The organism is Mucilaginibacter sp. OK283 (assembly GCF_900110415.1).
In the GTDB taxonomy this organism is placed as follows: domain Bacteria; phylum Bacteroidota; class Bacteroidia; order Sphingobacteriales; family Sphingobacteriaceae; genus Mucilaginibacter.
This window is the reverse complement of the sequence record NZ_FODR01000004.1, coordinates 68,453-89,812: the sequence shown is the minus strand read 5'-3', so window position 1 is coordinate 89,812 and position 21,360 is coordinate 68,453. Positions and strand designations below refer to the sequence as shown.

The window sequence follows — 21,360 nt, the reverse complement described above, 5'->3', positions numbered from 1 at the left end:
TGATTAATTATTGAATAACGGGTTCATTTAGGCGGGAAATGGGTTGATACCCGGTAAAATCTGTATTTGTTGAAATGTATCCCTGTTTAATGGGTTCTTCTTTTACCAGATCGGTACTGAGGTACTTTTTATTGCTGTCACATAGCAGCGTAACCACTACCGCGTCCACTCCCAACTGTTCCTTTAATTTAATGGCGCCGATAACATTGGCACCTGACGATATGCCTACCGCCAACCCCAATTGTTTAGATAACTTTTGCGCCATAATGATAGCGTCACCATCACTGGCCTGCAGGACCTCGTCCATCGTGTCCAGCTTAACAATTGCCGGTATAAACTCATCGGAAATTCCCTGTATACGATGGCTGCCTACCTTGTGCCCGGTTGTTAATGTTGGCGACTCAGCGGGTTCAAGGGGATGGATTTTCACTTCGGGATTCATCAATTTCAGGTATTTGCCCGTTCCCATTACAGTTCCGCCTGTACCTACCCCGGCCACAAATGCATCGGGCTTAAGGCCCAGGCCAGCGAGTTGCTCCCATATTTCGGGCCCGGTGGTCATTTCGTGCGCTTCGGCGTTGTAAAGGTTTTCAAATTGTTTGGGTAAAAAAACGCCGCCATCAGCGGCTAATTCCTTACTTAATTTGATACTGCCTAAAAAACCGCCTTGTTCCTTACTGATCAATAATACATCGGCCCCCATGCTTTTGATGATATCAATCCGCTCTTTACTTAGCCAATTGGGCATAATTATTTTTACGTCGTGACCCAGCGCCCTTCCTATTGCTGCAAAGGCAATACCCGTGTTGCCGCTGGTGGCCTCAATAATGGTATCGTTAGATAATATATTTCCATTTTTGTAAGCCTTGTATAAAATATACAGCGCCATCCTGTCCTTTACGCTGCCTGTAAGGTTATAATGTTCGCATTTTACATAGATCTCTCCAGGCTTTCCCTTGTAGGTATACTGTAATTTTAACATCGGCGTGTTGCCCACCAGATACCATAAGTCCTGAAACTTCTTTTCCATATTTATTGTTAAATCCAATACTGCTACCCTGCCCATCATACTTTATTTTTATTTGTTAAATTTCAGCATATCCTATAATAGTAACAATCATTCTTAAAAAATCCGTAAATTTTATGGATAACTAAAGCTATTGTTGATTTATTTTCAGTTTTTAAACTTGTTTATTCTTATCATTGCATGTTTTTTCAATAGCTTATCTTTTAAACTTTTATAAATGAATGATTTAGACGCAACTGACCTTGAAATTTTAAAGCTTTTACAGCAAAATGCTTCATTAACCAATAAGGAGATATCTTACAAGCTTCATAAATCGATTGCCACTATTCATGAAAGGATCAGACGGTTGAAAGACCAGGGTTACATTAAGCGCATTGTAGCTATTCTTGACAGCAAAAAGATCAACAGAAATCTGATTGCTTTTAGCCATGTTCTTTTAAATGACCATACCGCCAATACGCTAAATAACTTTGAAGCGGAAGTTGCCAAGTTCCCTGAAGTAATGGAATGTTTCCAGATGACCGGGACCTTTGACTTTATCCTGCGTATAGCTACAAGTGATATGGAGGCTTACCATCATTTTTACAGGAACAAGCTGGCAACCCTACCCAATATTACCACCGTGCAAAGTTTCTTTGTTTTGTCTGAAACCAAGAGCGATACGGCATATCCGTTATAAATTTTGCTATTAATCAAACAGGCAACACTTGTAAGGATGTTGCCTGTTTGATGATTTCACTTATCTGAAAGTTTATAGTGATTTATATTGCCGGCTGGTGTTATATCAATAGCCGAAAATCTCTTCTAATGTTAATTTTTTAACATCCCCATACTGTTTTAATATTTCCGGGGTGATCTTCTTTTCCGAACCCAGAACACAGTAGACGTAAGGCTTATCTTTCAGGTTATCATCATGAAATTTTTGAATATCGGCAAAATTAATCTTGTCGGCCGTTTCAAATACCTGTTTTCGATAATCATAATCTAACCCCAGTTTTTGTGCAGCCAGGTAATTGTAAATAATGCCGTCCTGGGTGATCCGTTCCGTTGCAATATCCTGCTTAATACCTTGCCGGGCATTTTGTAACAGGGTATTATTTTCAGGCATATCATTTAACAGCTCATTCATACCGTGTATCGCATCATTCATTTTATCGGCCTGCGTACCTACATAAGCTATCTCTGAATACCTGCCGTCCTTTTTATCCGGCGATACGTATTGCGCAAAGGTTGAATAAGCCAATGCTTTTGATTCCCTTATAGTTTGAAATACTACAGAGCCCATGCCGGCACCAAAATAAGTATTAAACACATTGATGGTCGTGGTATTATCCGGGTTATAGTTACTTGTGTTACGCACCCAGTATACTTCTGATTGTACCATGTCATAATCAGCAAATAATACCTGGTTACTGCTTTGGCTGGTTTTATCAAACACCCTGACTGCCGGGGTTACAGCAAACTCAGCCGGCATGGTATGCAGTTTACCAAGCGTGGCTGCTAAAGATGTTATTGCTGCCGGTCCGTAATAAAGAACAGTGTGTTTATAGTTCATGAAGTTGTGCAGTATGGTGGTAAGCTGCTCTGCAGTTACACTGTTCAACTCCGCTTTACTTAATTGGTAATTGTATGGGTTATTGGGACCATACATGGCATACTGTATCAACCCGCGCATGATAATTGCCTTGTTAAGCTTGTTATTTTCTCTTGCTTTTTCAATACGGCCTTTAAAGGCGGTAAATGCCCCTTCGTCGGCTTTGCAGTCAGTTAACAGGTTTTCAAATAACGATACCGCTTTATCAAAATTTTCCTGTAAACCGGTAATTGTTACCGTGGTTACATCGGTACCTACGGCTATATTGTAGTTGCAGGCAATGTTATAAAATGCTTTAATAATGGCTTCTGCGGATGTTTTATCAGTACCTAAAAACTGAAGGTATTGTGCGGCAAGGGGCAGCGTTTTGTTATTCCAGCTACCCATATCAAAACGGTAAGACAGGGTAAAGAGTGAATTATCCTTATTCTGTACATACAGCATATCGGTTATGCCTACTTTGCTTTTCTGTATATCCTTTTTATAGTCTAACCACTGCGGCTGTACCGGTGTTGCAGGCATGGCAGCAATGGTTTTCAAAAATGGCGACTGCGCTTCCTTATTGATGAATATTGGTGTAATTGCAGGCTTTTCAACCTTTACAATGCTTTTATCTTCGCCAATGCGCTTATAAACCAGTACAAAGTTATTGCCCAGGTATTGATTAGCAAAATCAACCACCTGCTGCTTGTTTACTTTGGCCATTTCATCAAGCAGCCCCACATCATTTTGCCAGTTATTACCTTTATGCTTTATAAAAGCATCCATCAGGTTATTGGCACGGTTGTCATTTTTTTCGAGGTCTTTGATATCTGAAAGGCGAGCGTTGTTCACTATAGCTTTCACCAGAGTGGCATCAAAATCGCCTTTTTTAATTTTTTCTATCTGCGCCTGCAAAAGTTCTTTAACCTCATCAAGACTTTGGCTTTTTTTGGCTTTACCATTTAAAACCAGCATGGCATAGTCCTTAAAGCTTTGGCCGTAAGCTCCAGCCCCCTGTACCTTTTGTTGTTGGTTCAGGTTCAAATCAAGCAAGCCTGCTTTGCCGTTGCTCAGCAATTGACTTACCACCTCCAGCATTACCTGTGCGTGGCTATCCTGTACGCCGGGCATACGGTAGGCAATATTTATGCTTTCTGCATCGGGACCCAATACTTCTTTGACTACAGGAGCTTTGATAGGTGCTTCAGGAGCAGGTGTATATTCATGCAAAGGCTTAGGTTGCATATAAGCAAAATCGGCATCGATCTTTTTGATCAGGTAAGCAGGGTCAAAATCTCCCGACATGATGATGGCCATATTGTTAGGCACATACCAGGTATTGTAAAAATTGCGTATGGCAATTAATGAAGGATTTTTCAAATGCTCTACCGTACCGATAGTGGTTTGCTGTCCATAATTATTGGTTGGGAAAAGGCCGTCTAACATGGCGGCGTACACCTTACGCGGGTCGTTGTCTAATCCCCGGTTTTTTTCTTCATATACCGCTTCCAGCTCGGTATGGAATAAACGGAATACCGGGTAACGGAAACGCTCGGCCTGCACCGCCAGATATTTATCTATTGATGACGATGGAACATCCTCCTGGTAAACTGTTTCTTCAACAAATGTATGGGCATTGGTACCTTGTGCACCCATGCCTGCCATTAGTTTATCGTACTCATTAGCTATAGCATAGTGCGATGCCAGGCCCGATACACTGTCAATGCGGTGGTATATTGTTTTGCGCGATGCTGCGTCACTTGTATGGTTATATTTGTCGTACAATTGCTCAATCTGCTCAATATATGGTTTCTCCTTAGCCCAGTCCAGTGAGCCGTAGTTATCCGTTCCTTTAAAAAGCAGATGCTCCAGATAGTGTGCAAGACCCGTATGATCTTTCGGATCATTGTTACTCCCTGCACGCACACCAATCAGCGTTTGTATACGCGGTTCCTTCTTGTTAACGCTCAGGATAACTGTTAAGCCATTTTTGAGCTTGTAAAACTGTGCGTGCATGGGATCACCGGTTACATAACGATACGTGTAAGCGCCTTCAGTGGCCTGTTTCCATTCATGTTTTACCTGGGCGTTTACCCCAGATATACCTGCAATGATAAACCCAGTAAATGCCAACAGGTATTTTCCTTTTTTGTAGTTCATTTTTGTATGTCTAATATTTTTATATATCTGCTCCTTAAATGTAATAGCGGTTATCTTAATAGTTTCCGGTTTCATTTTAAAAGTTTAACCGGGCCCGACACCTTTAAAATATTCCCTGCATAATCAGAAAGTTCAGTAAAACTCACCATTGTCGCGCATTATAACAATGACTACCATTAAAACCGGAAATTTTACTGGATAACCGTTTTAAACTGTATTTTTTCTGCTTTAGGGGTTCTATTTAATTAATCACCCTGTTTTTTTACACTTCAGCCAGGCTATTACCACAAGATCCATCCCCTTTAAGCACCTTCACAGCGACACATTACAGGATATTTATATACTATCCGCTACGAATTACTTTTGGCCATATCAATCATCATGGACAGTTCATCAACAGCAGCTTCGTTACTGCCATCAAAACCCGTTAATTTAAAGCGGATATTACCATTGGCATCAATCACAAATTTTGCAGGAATACCCAATACCTTATAGCTGCTTACCACTTTATTTTCTTTGGTTTCCGGGTCTTTCAGATCCATCAGCACCTGAAAGCTATATTTCTTTCCCGCTATATAATCACCTGCATCTTTTGTTGCCGTAGCTGTTTTTTCCCAGGTATGAATAAACAGGAATTTAACTTTGGGATCATCCTTGTATTTATCTACCGCCATTTGCATGGCCGGAAAGGAAGCCTTACAAGGGCCGCACCAGGTAGCCCAAAAGTCAAGAATAACAACTTTGCCTTTTAAATCAGCTAAGGAAACCCTATTGCCATCCAGATCTGTCAGGGTAAAGCCGGCAGCAGGTTCTTTAACCATTGCTTTGGTTAAAGTTTTGTTTAGATTCTCCATATAGCTTTTTCTTATCGCAGCCGAATATTCGCTGAAGCCAGCATCACTGCCTTTGACTTTAACATACAGCGACTTAAAGACTTCAGCCATCTCCGGCGTAGCTTTACCGCCTTTAACAACTTCCTCCAGTTTATCATAAGCCTCCTGGTTACGGTTTAGCCCGATCAATATCTGCGCATACCTGTAGTTAAGCTGCGGGTTTAATCCTGTTGAACTTTTATAAGCTAACTCAGAATATTTTAAGGCTTCGTTGTATTTCTTCTCCTCAAATAAAATATTAGCATAGGTACTGGTTAAGCCCGGATAACCTGAGGCCGAAAATTTTGCCGCATTACTGTTCCCCTTTTTACCATCAGTGTACGACTCTGCGTTATCCATCGCCTTTTTGGCATAGATCTCTGCATTAGCCAGGTCTCCGTTTTTATAGAAAACCTGTGACAAACCTCCATAGCCATTACCCTTCCAAAAATCCGCTTCGAGCATGTTGATATAGGTGATCGCTTTTGTGGTATTTTTTTCTTCCGCATATTTCTGCGCAATGGCGGAACGTGCATAATCGTAGATCAGCTTTTCGTCAACATCTCCTGTCAGGAACTTTTCGGGCGGAAATCTCCTGATCCAGGTATGATATGCTCTTTCCATATCTGTAGCTCCCTTTTCGTTAAATACGGCCGCCTGTTCCTTCCTTCGCGCTGCAATTCCTTCGGGAAACCTGGCCAGTTCAACAGTCTGAAGCGAATCAACCGCTCTGGTGTTTTTTAAGCGATAATAAAATTGCTGGGCCAGCAGCAAGTCTTTTTCACTGTTGCTTGCGCCAAGGCTGCTTAGTTTCTTGTCCAGCAAGCTTTTATCCGCCTGATTGGCAGAAACCATCAGTTTATTAAGCAATTGCAGTGTGGTATCAGCAGATGCTGTTTGTGCGTGGGCAATTTTACCTGCACCGATAAGTGCGGCAAAAATCCCTAATGTGGCTATATAGTTTTTCATATTCATTTTAGTTTTTAAAAATGGACTGTAGTTTATTCGATAAAGCTTCTTCACAGGTTCTTGCCTGTTACCTGCCATCTTTATCCGGTAAAAATCCCTGGTACTCCTTTAATATCAAATTCGCAGACGGCAGTGGCCAAACCATAGGCCGCTATAAGCGGACCTATGGCATAAGACAATGTTTTTAACTTTTTTTATGGTTTTAATTGTCGAGTAGACCCGGGGAATTTCACCCCAAGTCCCTCATAGAACCGTACTTGATAGTCTCCCATCATACGGCTCTTATTAACCATTACACCGGAGTCGGTCCTAGACCCCGCGTGTTTTGCTTTCATCCTTTGCTACCTCCTGATCGCTCAGTTTTACGCCGGATATAGAAAGCGTGTTAATACATCCCCTTCGCTCCATTCCCATTACAGGAACTTCATCACTAATACGGGATGTTCCGCCCCCGTGCCATCCATCGGTACTTTCCCTCTTGCCGGTGCACCGACTTGAGGTTTTCCCTTAACATGATGGCGACAGGTTCTCACGTTCCATACAAAAGCCTGTGTTAAGCTCGTGCCATCTATACACCGGATGCCGCATAGCCAGTAAACAGGTAACCGCTTTGCTTATCCCTGGGCCGCTACTGTTGCCCGGTTTTGACATCGTCTCATCCTTTCGATGCCTCATCGATGGTTCACTTGCGTTCACCTTCTTAACACTTACCTGACACCTTTAATGATGCCTTTTCCGCTAACGCTCACTACCAAAGCATTTAACTAAAGCAGCTTAGCGGCGGTTTGGAACCCGCTCCTGTAAGCCGGTTCCGAGGGGCCGTCCCTCATCTTTTGTACAACTCTTGTGTAGTGGTTCTGCGAACCTCTACACAATTCGTGACACTCAATAACCGGGATTTTGGGTAAGCACACTGTTCAGTTGTCTTTGCGCGTCCGGGATCGGGAATAAGACAGACCGGGTAGCATTCCATGTAGCTGGCTTCAATACGCCCAATACCGTGGTTGCCTGACCTGTTCTCAATAAATCCAGCCAGCGGTGACCGTACTCGCCAAACAACTCCACTTTTCTTTCCTGCGCAATGGCTGTAAGTAAAGCAGTTGAAGACGCTGCTGCACTGCTTGATAGATCGGCTAAGCCTGCCCGGGCACGAATAACATTAACATCTGCCGCAGCACCGCTTACATTTCCCTGCTGCGCTCTTGCTTCGGCCCTGATGAGATACTGTTCTGCCAGGCGCAGCACGACATTAAACTCATTGCCGGCACCTGCCGTAACTGCCGTAAAAATTTTGTATTTATTGATACGATAAAATTTCGATCCGCTTACGGTTGAATCCACCCAATTGGTTTTGCGGTTATCGCCTGCCTCAAAACTATTGGCAATGGTACTGGTGAGCACGTAGTTGGGCGGAGCAATATTTGTGGCTGATGTAGATGTACGATAGGATTGTGCAAATGATGAATAGCCATAATAGGTAGCAAACTGCAAAATCGTTTCGGTGCTGGTATTCATAAATACGGATGCGGTTGGCGCCAGGCTGTAGGTTCCTGAACCAATTACCTGTGTTGCCATAGCTTCTGCATTTGCATAATCTTTACGGTATAAATATACCCGGGCCAATAATGCAGTGGCTGCCAGTTGATTTACCCTGGCCTTCAGCGTTCCCACATAAGTACTGGGCAGCAGTCCCTGGGCATCCTTTAGGTCACTGATGACAGAGGCCCATACCTGTTCGGCCGAAGACCGGGGCAGGTACGCATTGGTTAAGGGATCATTACCCGTTAAGGGCACACCGCCATAAAAGTTAACCAGGTAGAAATTCACAAACGCCCTGAAAAACCTGGCTTCGCCCAATAATTGCGATTTTACAGCAGGAGTCAGTGTAGTAGAATTCGTGATACCGGTGACTGCATTATTTGCTGCAAGCAGTTCAGCATAAGCATTTGACCAAAAATTAGTATTCGCAACACTGCCAATTGAAATGGCATTATTTTCAATCTCCGTAATTTCGGGAGTTGCGGTTAAGGTATAATGCAGCTCATCAGCACTTACGCCACCGTAAAAGGCAATACCCTGCTGCCAGGGAACCATAGAACTATATATACCATAATTATACAATGCAATAACAGCCGCGGTAGCTGTAGCATCTGTCTGGTATGCAGTCGAGGCATTGATTTTATTCTGAGGAGCATCCAGTTCCACATATTTTTTGCAGGAAGAAGACATGATCAGTGCAGGAAAAGCCATACCGATCAATAACCATGTTGATAAATTATATCTTAATTTCATGTTGATCCGATTTATTAAAATGTACAGTTAAGACCCATAACCATTGTGCGCAGCTGAGGCATCGCTATATACTGACCGGTACCCAAGCCCGGTGCTGCACCGGAAACGGTAGTTTCCGGATCATAGGTATATTTTTGCTTGGCCCAGGTGACCAGGTTTTCCCCCCTTGCAAACACGGTCAGGTTGGATAAACTGATGGAACGAACCCATGATTTGGGCAAGGTATAGCTTAAATTCACCGTTTTTAACTTGATAAATGAAGCATCGCCCCAGTTCGCATCTGACGAGTTATAATTATAATAAGGGCTGGTGCCGATAGTTGTTGCCCCCGGATAAACCGAGTTGTCACCCGGTGCTGTCCAGCGCTGCAACGCACTTGCATTCTGATTGGTTAAACCGGTACCATAGGGATAGGAAGCGGTGTTATTGACATAACCCATACGGTGATTAAACAAGAAGGACACATCTAACTGTATGCTTCTATAAGTGAAGCTATTCGTCATCCCCCCATAATACGGATGGCCCAATGGTGCTGGTTTACGGTCGGCCGCGTATGTTATGGCTCCGTCGCCATTCAGGTCCTGATAAGCCGGCACTCCGGTTGCCGGGTCGATACCTGTAAAATGATATAATAAGGTTGCGTTAACGGGCTGCCCTACGATATAGCTGGAGCTGTTAAACAGTTGGTTCGGGTTTTCAATTGATAATATTTTATTACGTTGAATAGTTAAATTGAATGCCGTTACCCACTTAAAGTTTTTAAGCTGAATATTGGTCGTATTTAATTCAAATTCGAAGCCCTTGTTTTGAACAACTGCAGGGAAATTTGTAGTATAGCTATTGAAGCCCGCCTGGGTTGGCAATGTTACAGAAACCAACTGATCTGATGAGCGGTTACGGAAGTAATCCGCTTTCAGATAAATCCTGTCTTTAAAGAACCCGAGCTCAATGGCGACATCCAATTTTTTATTGGTCTCCCAATGTAAATCAGGGTTGGGAATAGAGGATGGATAAATAATAGATTGCCCCTGGTAGCTATTGGCGGAACCGGTTGTGTTAAAATAGGCATCATAGAGGTAATTTTGGATCTGATCATTACCGGTTAAGCCATAACTGCCGCGCAATTTACCAAAGCTTAGCCATGGCAGGTTTTTCATAAGGGATTCCTGCGAAAAAACCCAGGCGGCACCCACAGCCCAAAAATTCCCGAAGCGATGGTTCGCGCCGAACCTTGATGAGCCATCCCGGCGGAAAGTACCATCAAACAGGTATTTATCATCCCAGTTATAATTTAACCTGCCAAACAAGGCTGTATATTTATAATCAGAGTTGTTGCTGCCATAATTAATAATTGACGCTGCATTGTTCAGATTGCCGATCAGGGCGTCACTGCTAAATCCGGTTCCCAGTAAATTTAAACCATCGGTAAGCGTACGCTGAAAGGTTGTACCTGCCAATGCCTGCAGATCCCCTTTTAATATTTTTTTCCGGTACTCGACCTGAGGTTCCAGGATGTAGTTGGAGTAAGTATTGTTGGCATACCGTAAGGTATTATTTGGTGCGGATAAAACGACGGTTGCCGGGTTCAGGGAAGTCAATGGTGTTTCCAGCGTTTGTTTAAGACCGGTTGCCGAATACCCTAAATTCGCCTTTACATTCAAGCCCGGCAGTAAATGATAGTATACATTCATATTACTGATGAGGTTGGTGGTGGTATTAGCAGTGGGTCGAAGCAAATAGGCCATCGGATTCGTTACAGAAGTATTCCAGTAAAGGGTCCCGTTCGCATTGTAAGCAGGCAGGTTTGGTGGTAAATTGTATAAGGTAGACAGATCAGTGCCGATTAGATTGTTCTGCATATAGCCGTAGTTCACATTCAGGTTGATGCCAAACTTGTTGTCTTCGCTCCTATGCCCCGCGCTTAAACGGTTTGAAAATGTATTAGCTCCAAAGCTTCCCGGAAAAACGGTTCCTTCATGACGATAATTTGAGCTGAATAAGAAAGTATTCTGCATATTACCGCCGGATACAGCAAGGTCTGCATTGGTTGTATGGGCCGTACCTCCTATTAACTGCTTTTGCCAGTTGGTATTGGTGTTTTGATCCCAAACCAGTAAATCGGGGGCATTCGTTGCTGTTGGTGTAACGCCGGAAGTGGCGAAGGCTGCTTTGCGCATCGCCAGATAATCGGGTGTATTCAGCATATCGATAAAATGCCCGACTTTACCAATGCCCTGGTAAAAGTTTACGTTATATTTTGTTTTCCCGCCTGTGCCCTTTTTGGTGGTTATTAAAACAACACCGTTGGCACCCTTAGATCCATAAATGGCAGTCGCATCAGCGTCCTTTAAAACATCGATCCGCTCAATATCGTCTGGGTTAATCATGCCCAGCGGGCTGATTTCCCCGCCATTGGCACCACCAATGCCATAGGCGTTCAACCCGTCTGTCGCGGGTGTACTTCCATTGAATAGCGTAAACGGAATACCGTCAACTACATATAGCGGAAGCGTACCGCTTGATAGTGAGCCGATGCCCCTGATCTGTACCCTGAAACCGCTACCGGGCAAACCATTGTTTTGGGTGATCTGTACACCTGAGAGTTTACCCTGCATGGCAGCCAGGGGATTAGCAACAGGCTGATTTTCTATATCCTTAGCGGTAATGGAACTTACGGCCCCGGTATTGTTTCTTTTGGTGGTCGTGCTATATCCTAATACCTGCACTTCATTTAGACCGTTTTGAGCCGGTTTAAGCCTGATTTTAATTGATTTTTGCCCTGAAAGAGGCACTTCCTCCGTAATAAAACCAATATAACTCACGATTAAAATGTCGTTTCCGGATGCCACGGCAATGTTGAAATGACCGTTATAATCACTGGCGGCGCTTACTGATCTGTCTCCTTTGACTCTGATGGTAACGCCGGGAAGCGGCAGATCGTTGTCATCAACAACCATACCGGTGATCACCAGAGCGGGAGTTTCCGACTCCAGTTTGACAAGCACGACCAGATTGTTGTTAAGTACTTTATAAGTAAAGCCGGTATGCTGTAATATGGTGTTCAGTATATCAGCAACCGTTACGTCAGTAACCGAAAGGTTGATCCTGGTGTCCGATTTGAACAGGTTGTTATTGTAAACGAATTTATAGGGTGTATTTTTTTCGATTATTCTTATAATCTTACTGATCTCAGCATCCTTGACACTCATAGACATACGCACTTGCTGGGAGTATACCGTTGCTGAAACAGAAAGGCAACTGATAACCATCAGCATAAAAGTTAATTTCATAACAAACAAAATTTTACCAATAGGGGCAATAGGAAAAACGGCACCATTATCTGTGCTTTTTTGCATAATTTTACATGATTTAAAAGTTTGACATTTGAAGCAGGCGACAACGCCAATTGATTAACCTGTCTTCAGTGAGGATTTTAATTCGTGGGGAAATACCAAGGTATTTCCCTTTTTTTACGATGAGAGCATCTTAGTAAATACTGATTACATTACCCTCCTTCCTGTATTTAAAGTTTCCGGATAATTTAAGAGCCTTTAACACCTCCGTGATGTCCTCATGATCAAATGTGGCCGTAAAATGATAACCCTTTACATCGGGGTTAAGGATATCGATCTTTACACCGTACCACCTTTCCATCTGGACCGTTATTTCATCAAAGCGCTGGTCAAAAAATGTGAGTTTATTTTGGGTCCAGTCGGTTTCAACTACGGAATTGCCATCTGTATTCCTGGTAATATTACGCACAGCAAAAGGCGCTTTAACCTTCTTGCTGTCCCCGGCGACATTCAGATCCTTGTTGTTAAGCAAAACCAGTTTATTGTTCGGGGTTAACAAAATTTTGCTTTTAGCTTTATTATTCAGGGTGATTTCTATAGCTCCCTTTATTAAAGAGGCTTCTGTTGTTTTATCAGCAGCATAGGCCTTTACATTAAATATGGTACCAATATCTTTGATATTGATTTTAGCGGTATGGACTGTAAATGTTTTTTGAGCATCATGTACCACGTCAAAGTACCCTTCGCCTTCCAGTATTACATCGCGCCGACTGTCATTATAGTCACCCGCAACCGTTAATTTACTCCCTCCATTCAATATGACCTTTGTTCCATCAGTAAGGGTGATTGTTTTTTTTCTTCCTAAAGGGCTCGAAAAACTAAGTGCCTCGCTTATTATCGGTTCCTTAGCTTTTTTTGACTTAAACAAGTAAACAGCGAATACGATCAGAAAACACGCGGCAATGCCGGTTAAGGCCATCACCAGGTTCATATTTGACCGTTTTAGCGGAATGATCTCCCCCTGAACCGGCGGGCGTGAAATGGAATTAAAACGCTGATGACCAAAAGCCTTCTGAAAAATTCCATAGTCTGCCTGGAAATCTTTGTCAGTAATGTTTCCGTTAAGTACATAATACAGGGTTCTGGCACTATGCACAACACTCGCCTTCTCGGGATGATTTTTCAACCATTCCGTCCAAAAGGCTACTGCCTGTTCATTGTTACCCAAACAATATTCCTGAAACGAAATATCAGATAAGAAATCTTCAATACCAAAATCAGAATAGTTCATTTTTTTTAAAAATTTCCCTATTGATGCTTGGCATTTCAATTTTTACTACAAAAAATTGAAATATTTTTTAACTATTTAACAAAACGAGCGTTTTATTTGAAAAATTCAGGAAATATTAGACCCCATTGCCAATAATAACAAACTTACAGCCGACAATAGGTAATAAGAATCCTCATTACCTTCCTTTTTAAGATCATCTTTCAGCACTTTCAAAGCATCGTACACAATATTATAGGCAGTACGCTTGGATATATTGCAATTAGCTGCTATTTCATCGTAATCAAGATTTTCAAAAAACTTTAACTGTAATAACTCTTTTTGTCTTTCAGTAAGTTTATTTAAGCTTTTAGTTAGTTTATCCTTAATGATTAAATCGGTTTGGATTTTGGTGATATGATCTTCGTAGGATAATTCCTGCTGGTCTGTTAAAGAATGAGCATGACTTTCCTTAACCCCCCTTAATTTATCTGACCTGATGTGTTGCAGCATAACCGTCCGCAAACAGGTTAATAAATAACTTCTTACATTTTCAACCTCTGGTAATTTAGTCCGTTTCTCCCAAAGACCGAGCAGCATTTCAACAACACAATCATTTGAATGCTGCCTGTCCCCGCTAAATTTAATGCCATAATTGATCAGCCCGAGGTAATGTTGCCTGTATAAATTATGCAAAGCCTCTTCGCTCCCGTTTTTAAATTCAATCCAGGTTGTTTTATGTAAGTTAGGGGCTTCCATTGCCCAAATATAAACTTATTGTAAATGAATTAGCTGGTATCTTGTCGAAAGAACGGCCAAATGCTAATTATGAAAGAGCAGACCCTTATCAGGAAAACGCCATTTTAAGCGTGCAAGGGCTAGCAAATCTATAGAATTAGCATAAGGATTATTTTCCCATCCCGCATTGATGGATTAAAATAAAACTCAGGTGTTTGGGCCTATATCCCTGTGGTAAAGCGCCTTGAGGATAGCTGAATATTGCGGAGTCATCATTCCAAAATATCAAACAAGCCATTCCGTAACACTGACAATATTAATTTATTGATTGTTGATGCCAATTCTATGGGTAGCAAACACAATCCGGCGCGCTAAAACGCACAGAATAAACAGGCCAAGCCATCCGAAATATCCATTTAACGGATGGCGTACGACATTCTAACTCAAAGAGCAAGAAGTCATTTCCATTTTGGGAGCACAATCAATCCTCCTAATATCACCCGAAATCTTAACCTATGTTAAGGTTATTTCTTACCATACATCAAATAAGAATGGTGAATTAAAGGCCAGTTTTGTCATGTCCAATAAGACAAAAACTTAAACATCAAAAAAATGAAAAATTTAACAAGAATCGCAGCCATGTTATTATTGATGGTGAGCGCTGGTGCTTTATCCGTAAAGGCACAATCAAAACAGGAAATCGTTAAAATGCAGCAACAGTTAAAACAACTGACAGCAGCCGACAAACTGGTTCAACGACACCTGAAAACATTTGACACATTGGATTATACCGTCTTCAGTGGTCAGCAGTGGGCACGCTTCCACGAAAGCCATGGCGCAAATATCAAAGTATTCTGGCCGGATGGTCATATAACCACAGGCCTGGCCAAACATATCGAAGACATGAAGGCTTTGTTTGTTTATGCGCCTGATACCCGCATCAAGCAGCACCCTATCCGTTTCGGTTCAGGAAACTTTACAGCCGTTACGGGCGTTTTCGAAGGTACTTTTACCAAACCTATGCCTATCGGCAATGGTAAATTCATCCAACCGACCGGTAAAAAATTCAATATCCCAATGGCTACCATCGGAATCTGGAAAGATGGCGTAATGACCGAAGAACATTTGTTTTGGGACAACAAGGCTTACCTTGACCAAATTGGTCTTGGCAAATAATCAGCATACGCCGCAGGCATACCAAATGGTGTGCCTGCTTAAATTAAACATATGAAATTGCAGGAACTGGCAACTATTGCCGGGAATTTCCCATTGAGGGAAAAAACTATGCCCTTGTTATTTATCGGTCATGGTCATCCCATGAATGCCTTATGGGATAATGACTTCACGCGGACACTGACCAAACTTGGTCAAAGCTTAGATAAACCAAGTGCCGTGTTGGTTATATCAGCACATTGGGAAACTGTTGGCACCTATGTAAGTGTTAATCCGGCACCACGGACGATCCATGACTTTGGCGGGTTCCCCGAAGAACTGTTTCGTGTTAAATACGAACCGCAGGGGCACCCTGAATTGGCGCGGGAATTAAAATCACTCGTGTCACTAACCGATGTGATGGAAGATCATGATATGGGCCTTGACCATGGCGCTTGGACAGTATTAAAATTTATCTGGCCGGAGGCTGACGTGCCGGTTTTTGAAATGAGTATGGACTATTCAAAAGATGCGGCCTTCCACTTCCGGTTAGGCGAACAGCTGAAAGCGCTACGGCGCAGGGGTGTACTCATTCTTTGCAGCGGAAATATCGTGCATAACCTCCGAATGATTGATTGGCGGAACATCGATGCCCAACCGTATGATTGGAATTTTGAATTCGATGGATTTGTTAAGGAGCAATTAGAGCATCGAAACTTCGACGCTTTGATTAACTACGATAAAGCAGGTTTAGCAGCGCGCATGTCTATTCCAACCAATGATCACTACCTGCCTTTGATGTATGCTATAGGATTGATCGAAAAAAGTGAACCGATAAAACACATATACGAAGGCTACCAGTTCGGCAGTTTGAGTATGCGCTGTTTTCAGGCAGGATAATTATTATTAAACATACTATGATAATGGAAATTAAAACAGACGCCCTGAAGGGCGAAGAGCTGATGCTGATATATAAGATGCGCGGGGCAGAATTATCAGAAAAAAAGCCAGGGTTGATTCTTTTATTGCACGGAATTGGCAGCAATGAAGAAGACCTTTTCAGGTTAGCAAACCAATTTCCGCCTGATTTTGTAATAGTTTCGGCGAGAGCACCTTATACGATTTCTCCCGGAAAGTATACCTGGTTTGAATTAGGATTCAGCAACGGCGAACGGATAATTAATGCTGAACAGGCTGAAAAAAGCCGTTTGGTCATCAATACATTTATCAGCCAGTTGGTCGACAAATATGATATTGACCCCAAAAAAGTTTTTCTCGGTGGTTTCAGCCAGGGCGGTATCATGTCTTACAGTGTTGGTCTTACTTTCCCTAAAAAATTGGCGGGAATATTCATTTTAAGCAGCCGTCTGTTACCGGAAGTTAAGCCGCTGATCAGGCCGGGTGAAGAATTGCAAAGCTTGCCGATATTCATCGCCCATGGGAAAAACGATCCCGTATTGCCTTTAACCTATGCAACTGATGCACTCGCTTATCTGCAAACTTTAACCAACAACATTACCTACCACGAATATGATATAGTCCATACCATAGGTGAAAAGGAACTTGCTGATCTGGTTGATTGGATATTTGCCAAAAGTCTATAAACTGCGGTATAATTTTCTGCGTGCGTTCGACTCTGCTTTTCAATAACCTGATAAATTCTTTTGATTTGAAAAACGCCGCCTTTAACAAAGCAATCGTTTGATTTCCAGTAAAACATTTACGAAAACAAAACCTAAAAAACGATGATCACAAATATCATCGACTTTAAGAGTATTCTTAATTAAAAAACAATATTATGAAAACAACAAAAAACCTTTTTTCACAGGGCCTGCTTTCAATTGCCTTTGTTGGTGGGCTTTTAAGCAATGTCCATGCACAAACAGCACAATCAGGTGATTGGGCATCTTACAACCGTACATTGGCCGGCGACCGTTACTCACCGCTCAATCAAATTAATGCCACAAACGTAGCAAGCCTGAAACTGGTTGGTTCTTTTGATCTGCAAACAGATATCAATAGCTTCCAAACCGGCCCGCTGGTCGTTAGTGGCATCATGTATTTCACAACAAACAGGTTTACCTACGCAGTTAATGCGGCTACAGGAAACCTGGTTTGGAAAAAAGAACGCTCAAATGCGGCAACTGCAGGTTATGGCGCAAACAGAGGTGTTGCTTACCTTGATGGTAAATTATTTCGTGGCACTTCAGACTCTCATGTTCTGGGAATGAATGCCAAAGATGGTTCAATACTTTGGGACGTTAAATTAGACGTATCCGGTCAGCCCGGCGTAGCAATTCCAATGGCGCCAATTGCTTACAAAGGAATGGTTTTCGTAGGAACAGCAGGTGGTGATTTAGTTGGAGTTACAGGGCACGTTTATGCCTTGGATGCCAGTGATGGTCACGTAATCTGGAAATTCAATACAATTACAAATTACGCCGATAATCCTAAAACTTCTACAGGGATTCCGGTCTCCGGTGGCGGTTATTGGACATCTTTCGGATTGGATGAAGCTACGGGGATTTTATACGTTCCAGCCGGAAATCCTGCACCGGATTTTGACATCGAAGCCAGAGGAGAAGACTTAAAGTACTTTAACCATTTGATTGCTTTGGACATTAAAACAGGAAAAGTTATAGCCTCAAAACAATTGGTAAAAAATGACATTCACGATTGGGATGTTTCTGCTCCTCCCGTAGTTTTCACAACTAAAGAAGGTAGAAAATTAGTAGCTTCTGCAAATAAAAACGGTTTGCTGTCTGTATTGGATATTGCGGGAATTACCAACGACCCAAATGAAACTGAAAAAACTATGCCCTTGATTTATGAAGTACCTACAACTACCCGTGTCAATACAGATGTGGCACTTTCCCGTGAGTTTTTTACATATTTTAAACCAGGCTATTTAGGGGGGAATGAATGGAATGGTCCTGCTTACGATCCACAAACCAACATTATCTATACCGGTGCCGACGACTGGGGGTTGAAAGCGAAATTAGCTCCTTTGGATAGCGTAAAAAATCGAATTCCCGCGCCTGGCTCTAATTGGTTTGGGACTAAAGATTTGGTAACTGATGACCCAAAATTGGCTACGGGGTGGCTAACCGCTTTTGATGCAAAAGATGGTTCTGAAAAGTGGAAATACCATACTACCGGGCCTATCCTGGCAGGTGTTACGCCAACCGCAGGTGGTTTGGTCTTTACTGCTTCAATGAATGGCGAAGTGTATGCGTTTGATGCTGCAACCGGAAAAATCCTTTGGAAAGGTACTACAAACCTCATTAACGGTGGTGGCGTGATTACGTATTCCGTTAACGGTAAACAATATTTGGCAGTAGCTGCTGGTATGAAATCAGACCTTTGGTTTGGCACAGCTAAGAACAGCAAAATATTTATTTACAGTTTGTAATACCAGATAAAGATCCCCCGGGAATATATTTTCCGGGGGATCTTTTTTTATACAGTCATTAAGCAACGACTATAATGCTGCAAAATGAGACAAGAATAGTGCACGGCCAATTACCTTATGATTTTCGCTAAACACATTACCATCACAAACAGCTTCATAAGAAAAACACAATATTTATACTTTATATTGTTGTTTGTCTTATCACCTTTTGTTTCCTTTTCACAAAATCTGGCTGGTAAAATAACCGGCAGAGTATATGATGAGTACGGCTCGCCGCTAAGTTCGGTTACCGTAAAGCTGATTAAATCAAACAAAGTAACAACAACCAATGCAGAGGGTACTTTTTCTTTCTATGCTTTGCCTTTAAAGGCTGATACACTTGAAATTCATTATATACCTGCATTCATTTTTAAAATGCAAGTTCTACCCTTGAATGGAGAAATGCTTAACCTGGGCACATTAACGCTTAAATATAAAACAGAAGAGTTGTCGACAGTGGAAATAAAAGGTCGTGTTCCACTAACGTACAAAAGTGACTATACTTTTTTAGGTACTAAAACACAAACCTCATTAAAGGATGTCCCTCAATCCATATCTACTGTTACAAAAGAACTGATCGCCGATAAGATGCAATATTCATTAAAAGATATTGCTCCTGATATAGCCGGGGTAAACCAATACTCAGGTTTTGATGAATACACCATCCGTGGCTTTCGGGCAGAAAATGCCCGGTCTATCAACGGGCTGCGTGGCTATAACAGTACCTACACAAGTCCGATGCTTGTAAATATAGAAAGAGTGGAGGTGTTGAAAGGACCAGCAGGTACCCTTTATGGTAATAGCGATCCCGGCGGAAGCATTAACTTAGTAACCAAAAAGCCTTTAAAAACTAACCGCGGCGATGTGAGTATTACTGGCGGCACGTGGGATCATTTTCGCGCATTGGCAGATATTACAGGTCCGGTTACTAAAGATGAAAAATTATTGTACCGTTTCAATGGGGGCTATGATAACACCAAATCTTTTCGGAATTCCTTTTTTTCTAAATCCTATGAACTGGCACCATCCATTTCTTATTTTCCAAATGATAAGCTGAAGTTCAATGTTGATTTTTCGCTTTCGCACATCAACTCTTTGCTTGACAGGGGTACGCCAGGATTTGAGGATGATGTAACCTTGAAAACTACACCAATTAGTCTGATGGTAAACCAACCTGGCGATTATTTAAAGGAAACCGATATTGCCACTAATATTTCCGCCTCTTACAAAATAAATAAAAACATCAGCTTTAATAGTGGCTACCTTAATTATATTTCCCGGCAAAAGGTAGCTGAGCACGGCTTTCAAAGCTATATTGCTCCTGATTCAATCAACCTATATTATACAGACTGGACCTACAACACAGCAACTAATAGTTTAACTAACTATTTTAATTTCAACTTTAATACAGGCAAGTTAAAACATCAACTATTGGCAGGTTATGATTATATAAAAAGCACTGTAAACCTCAAACAAAACAACTATGAACTGCCCAATCAGTTTGGATCAGGGAATGGCATAGCAGGCACATTTAGTTTGCGTAATCCTCAATATCCTCAGCCGCAAAAAGGCGACTATCAACTTAGCGATAGTGACGGCGGAGCCAACGAGGTAGATGCCGAAGTTTATGCTACGCAAGGCGTTTATCTGCAGGAGCAACTCACTTACGGTAAATGGAAATTATTGGCGGGGTTAAGGAGAGAATTTTATAAAGGAGGCAGTGATGAATCTGTCTGGTTACCCAAAATAGGTCTTTCTTACGCATTATCGTCTCAGCTAAGCGTTTACGCCACCCACAACAAGGGCTTTGACCCTTTTGAAGCATCTGGAAGTCTGCAAATTTTTGATAAACCGTTTATACCCATTGTCAGCTATTTGCTGGAAGCCGGGGCCAAAATAACCTTATTTAAAGATAGGTTAGCCGCTACTGTAGCCTTATATCAGCTCACGGTGCAAAACGTGGCAACCAATGCCAACATACCCTCCAACCCTAATTTATATGTTCAAAATGGCGAAGATCGCGCAAGAGGTGTAGAAACGGAAATCAACGGAAATATACTGTCTAACTTTTCAATCAGTATGACCTATGCTTATAACGTAACCAAAATCAACAAAAGCGACGTACCTTCTCAAGTAGGTATCATTAAAGATAATGCACCACAACACAGCAGCAACAGCTGGCTTAAGTACACGTTTACTAATGGTACACTTCATAATTTATCCATTTTGATTGGGCATTCGCAAGTGAGCAGCCGCAATACATTGGATGCGGATATTAAGCTGCCCGGTTATATCATTTTCAATGGTGGTTTGCAGTATAAATACAAACATATCGGCTTTTCCATAAACCTGAATAATATTACAAACAAAACGTATTGGGCAAGTGCCTACGGCAACATCAATAAATGGGCCGGCGCACCACAAAACTTTATGACAGGGTTACGGTATTCATTTTGATCAAAAATGATCAACATAACATAGATGATAGTCAACTATTATTAATGACAGCTTGACTCAATACCTTTCCAGCCACAATCATGCAATAGTTGATTTTACGCACATG

14 protein-coding genes are annotated in these 21,360 nt (G+C 41.9%); 6 read left to right on the top strand and 8 right to left on the bottom strand.

Going from position 1 to position 21,360, the window contains the following annotated elements:
* Positions 1-7 precede the first annotated feature (7 nt).
* On the bottom strand, positions 8-1,030 hold the full coding sequence (locus BMX56_RS11260; protein ID WP_369829636.1) for a PLP-dependent cysteine synthase family protein: 1,023 nt from the start codon (positions 1,028-1,030) through the stop codon (positions 8-10).
* 214 nt (positions 1,031-1,244) lie between these two features.
* On the opposite strand from BMX56_RS11260, the gene BMX56_RS11255 reads away from it, so the two are divergent.
* Positions 1,245-1,706: an Lrp/AsnC family transcriptional regulator gene (locus BMX56_RS11255; RefSeq protein ID WP_090646507.1), complete on the top strand. Its 462-nt coding sequence runs from the start codon at positions 1,245-1,247 to the stop codon at positions 1,704-1,706.
* Positions 1,707-1,811: 105 nt separating this feature from the next.
* Here BMX56_RS11255 and BMX56_RS11250 read toward each other — a convergent pair whose 3' ends face one another.
* The 7 genes from BMX56_RS11250 to BMX56_RS11225 form a co-directional block, all read right to left on the bottom strand.
* Positions 1,812-4,763, bottom strand: a complete 2,952-nt coding sequence (locus BMX56_RS11250) for a M16 family metallopeptidase (RefSeq protein ID WP_090647973.1) — start codon at positions 4,761-4,763, stop codon at positions 1,812-1,814.
* A 350-nt stretch (positions 4,764-5,113) separates the two neighbouring features.
* Positions 5,114-6,604: a TlpA disulfide reductase family protein gene (locus BMX56_RS11245; protein WP_177183782.1), complete on the bottom strand. Its 1,491-nt coding sequence runs from the start codon at positions 6,602-6,604 to the stop codon at positions 5,114-5,116.
* A gap of 507 nt (positions 6,605-7,111) precedes the next feature.
* Positions 7,112-7,279, bottom strand: a complete 168-nt coding sequence (locus tag BMX56_RS30140) for a hypothetical protein (protein ID WP_177183781.1) — start codon at positions 7,277-7,279, stop codon at positions 7,112-7,114.
* Positions 7,280-7,489: 210 nt separating this feature from the next.
* Positions 7,490-8,896, bottom strand: coding sequence for a RagB/SusD family nutrient uptake outer membrane protein (locus BMX56_RS11240; protein WP_090646497.1), 1,407 nt, complete (start codon positions 8,894-8,896; stop codon positions 7,490-7,492).
* A 14-nt stretch (positions 8,897-8,910) separates the two neighbouring features.
* Positions 8,911-12,252: a SusC/RagA family TonB-linked outer membrane protein gene (locus BMX56_RS11235; protein ID WP_090646493.1), complete on the bottom strand. Its 3,342-nt coding sequence runs from the start codon at positions 12,250-12,252 to the stop codon at positions 8,911-8,913.
* Positions 12,253-12,382: 130 nt separating this feature from the next.
* On the bottom strand, positions 12,383-13,480 hold the full coding sequence (locus BMX56_RS11230) for a FecR family protein (RefSeq protein ID WP_090646490.1): 1,098 nt from the start codon (positions 13,478-13,480) through the stop codon (positions 12,383-12,385).
* 105 nt (positions 13,481-13,585) lie between these two features.
* Complete coding sequence (locus tag BMX56_RS11225) at positions 13,586-14,215, bottom strand: RNA polymerase sigma factor (RefSeq protein ID WP_090646486.1); 630 nt, start codon at positions 14,213-14,215, stop codon at positions 13,586-13,588.
* 591 nt (positions 14,216-14,806) lie between these two features.
* Between BMX56_RS11225 and BMX56_RS11220 the strand changes: the two genes are divergently transcribed.
* The 5 genes from BMX56_RS11220 to BMX56_RS11200 all read left to right on the top strand — a co-directional run bounded on the left by BMX56_RS11220 (position 14,807) and on the right by BMX56_RS11200 (position 21,254).
* Positions 14,807-15,370, top strand: a complete 564-nt coding sequence (locus BMX56_RS11220) for an ester cyclase (RefSeq protein ID WP_090646480.1) — start codon at positions 14,807-14,809, stop codon at positions 15,368-15,370.
* 51 nt (positions 15,371-15,421) lie between these two features.
* Complete coding sequence (gene ygiD, locus BMX56_RS11215) at positions 15,422-16,246, top strand: 4,5-DOPA-extradiol-dioxygenase (RefSeq protein ID WP_090646477.1); 825 nt, start codon at positions 15,422-15,424, stop codon at positions 16,244-16,246.
* 23 nt (positions 16,247-16,269) lie between these two features.
* The gene (locus BMX56_RS11210; protein ID WP_177183780.1) at positions 16,270-16,950 is read left to right on the top strand and encodes an alpha/beta hydrolase; all 681 of its coding nucleotides are present in this window, start codon (positions 16,270-16,272) and stop codon (positions 16,948-16,950) included.
* Positions 16,951-17,144: 194 nt separating this feature from the next.
* Positions 17,145-18,758: a pyrroloquinoline quinone-dependent dehydrogenase gene (locus BMX56_RS11205; RefSeq protein WP_090646468.1), complete on the top strand. Its 1,614-nt coding sequence runs from the start codon at positions 17,145-17,147 to the stop codon at positions 18,756-18,758.
* Between the two features lie 117 nt (positions 18,759-18,875).
* Positions 18,876-21,254, top strand: coding sequence for a TonB-dependent receptor (locus BMX56_RS11200; protein ID WP_090646465.1), 2,379 nt, complete (start codon positions 18,876-18,878; stop codon positions 21,252-21,254).
* The last annotated feature ends 106 nt before the right edge of the window (positions 21,255-21,360 follow it).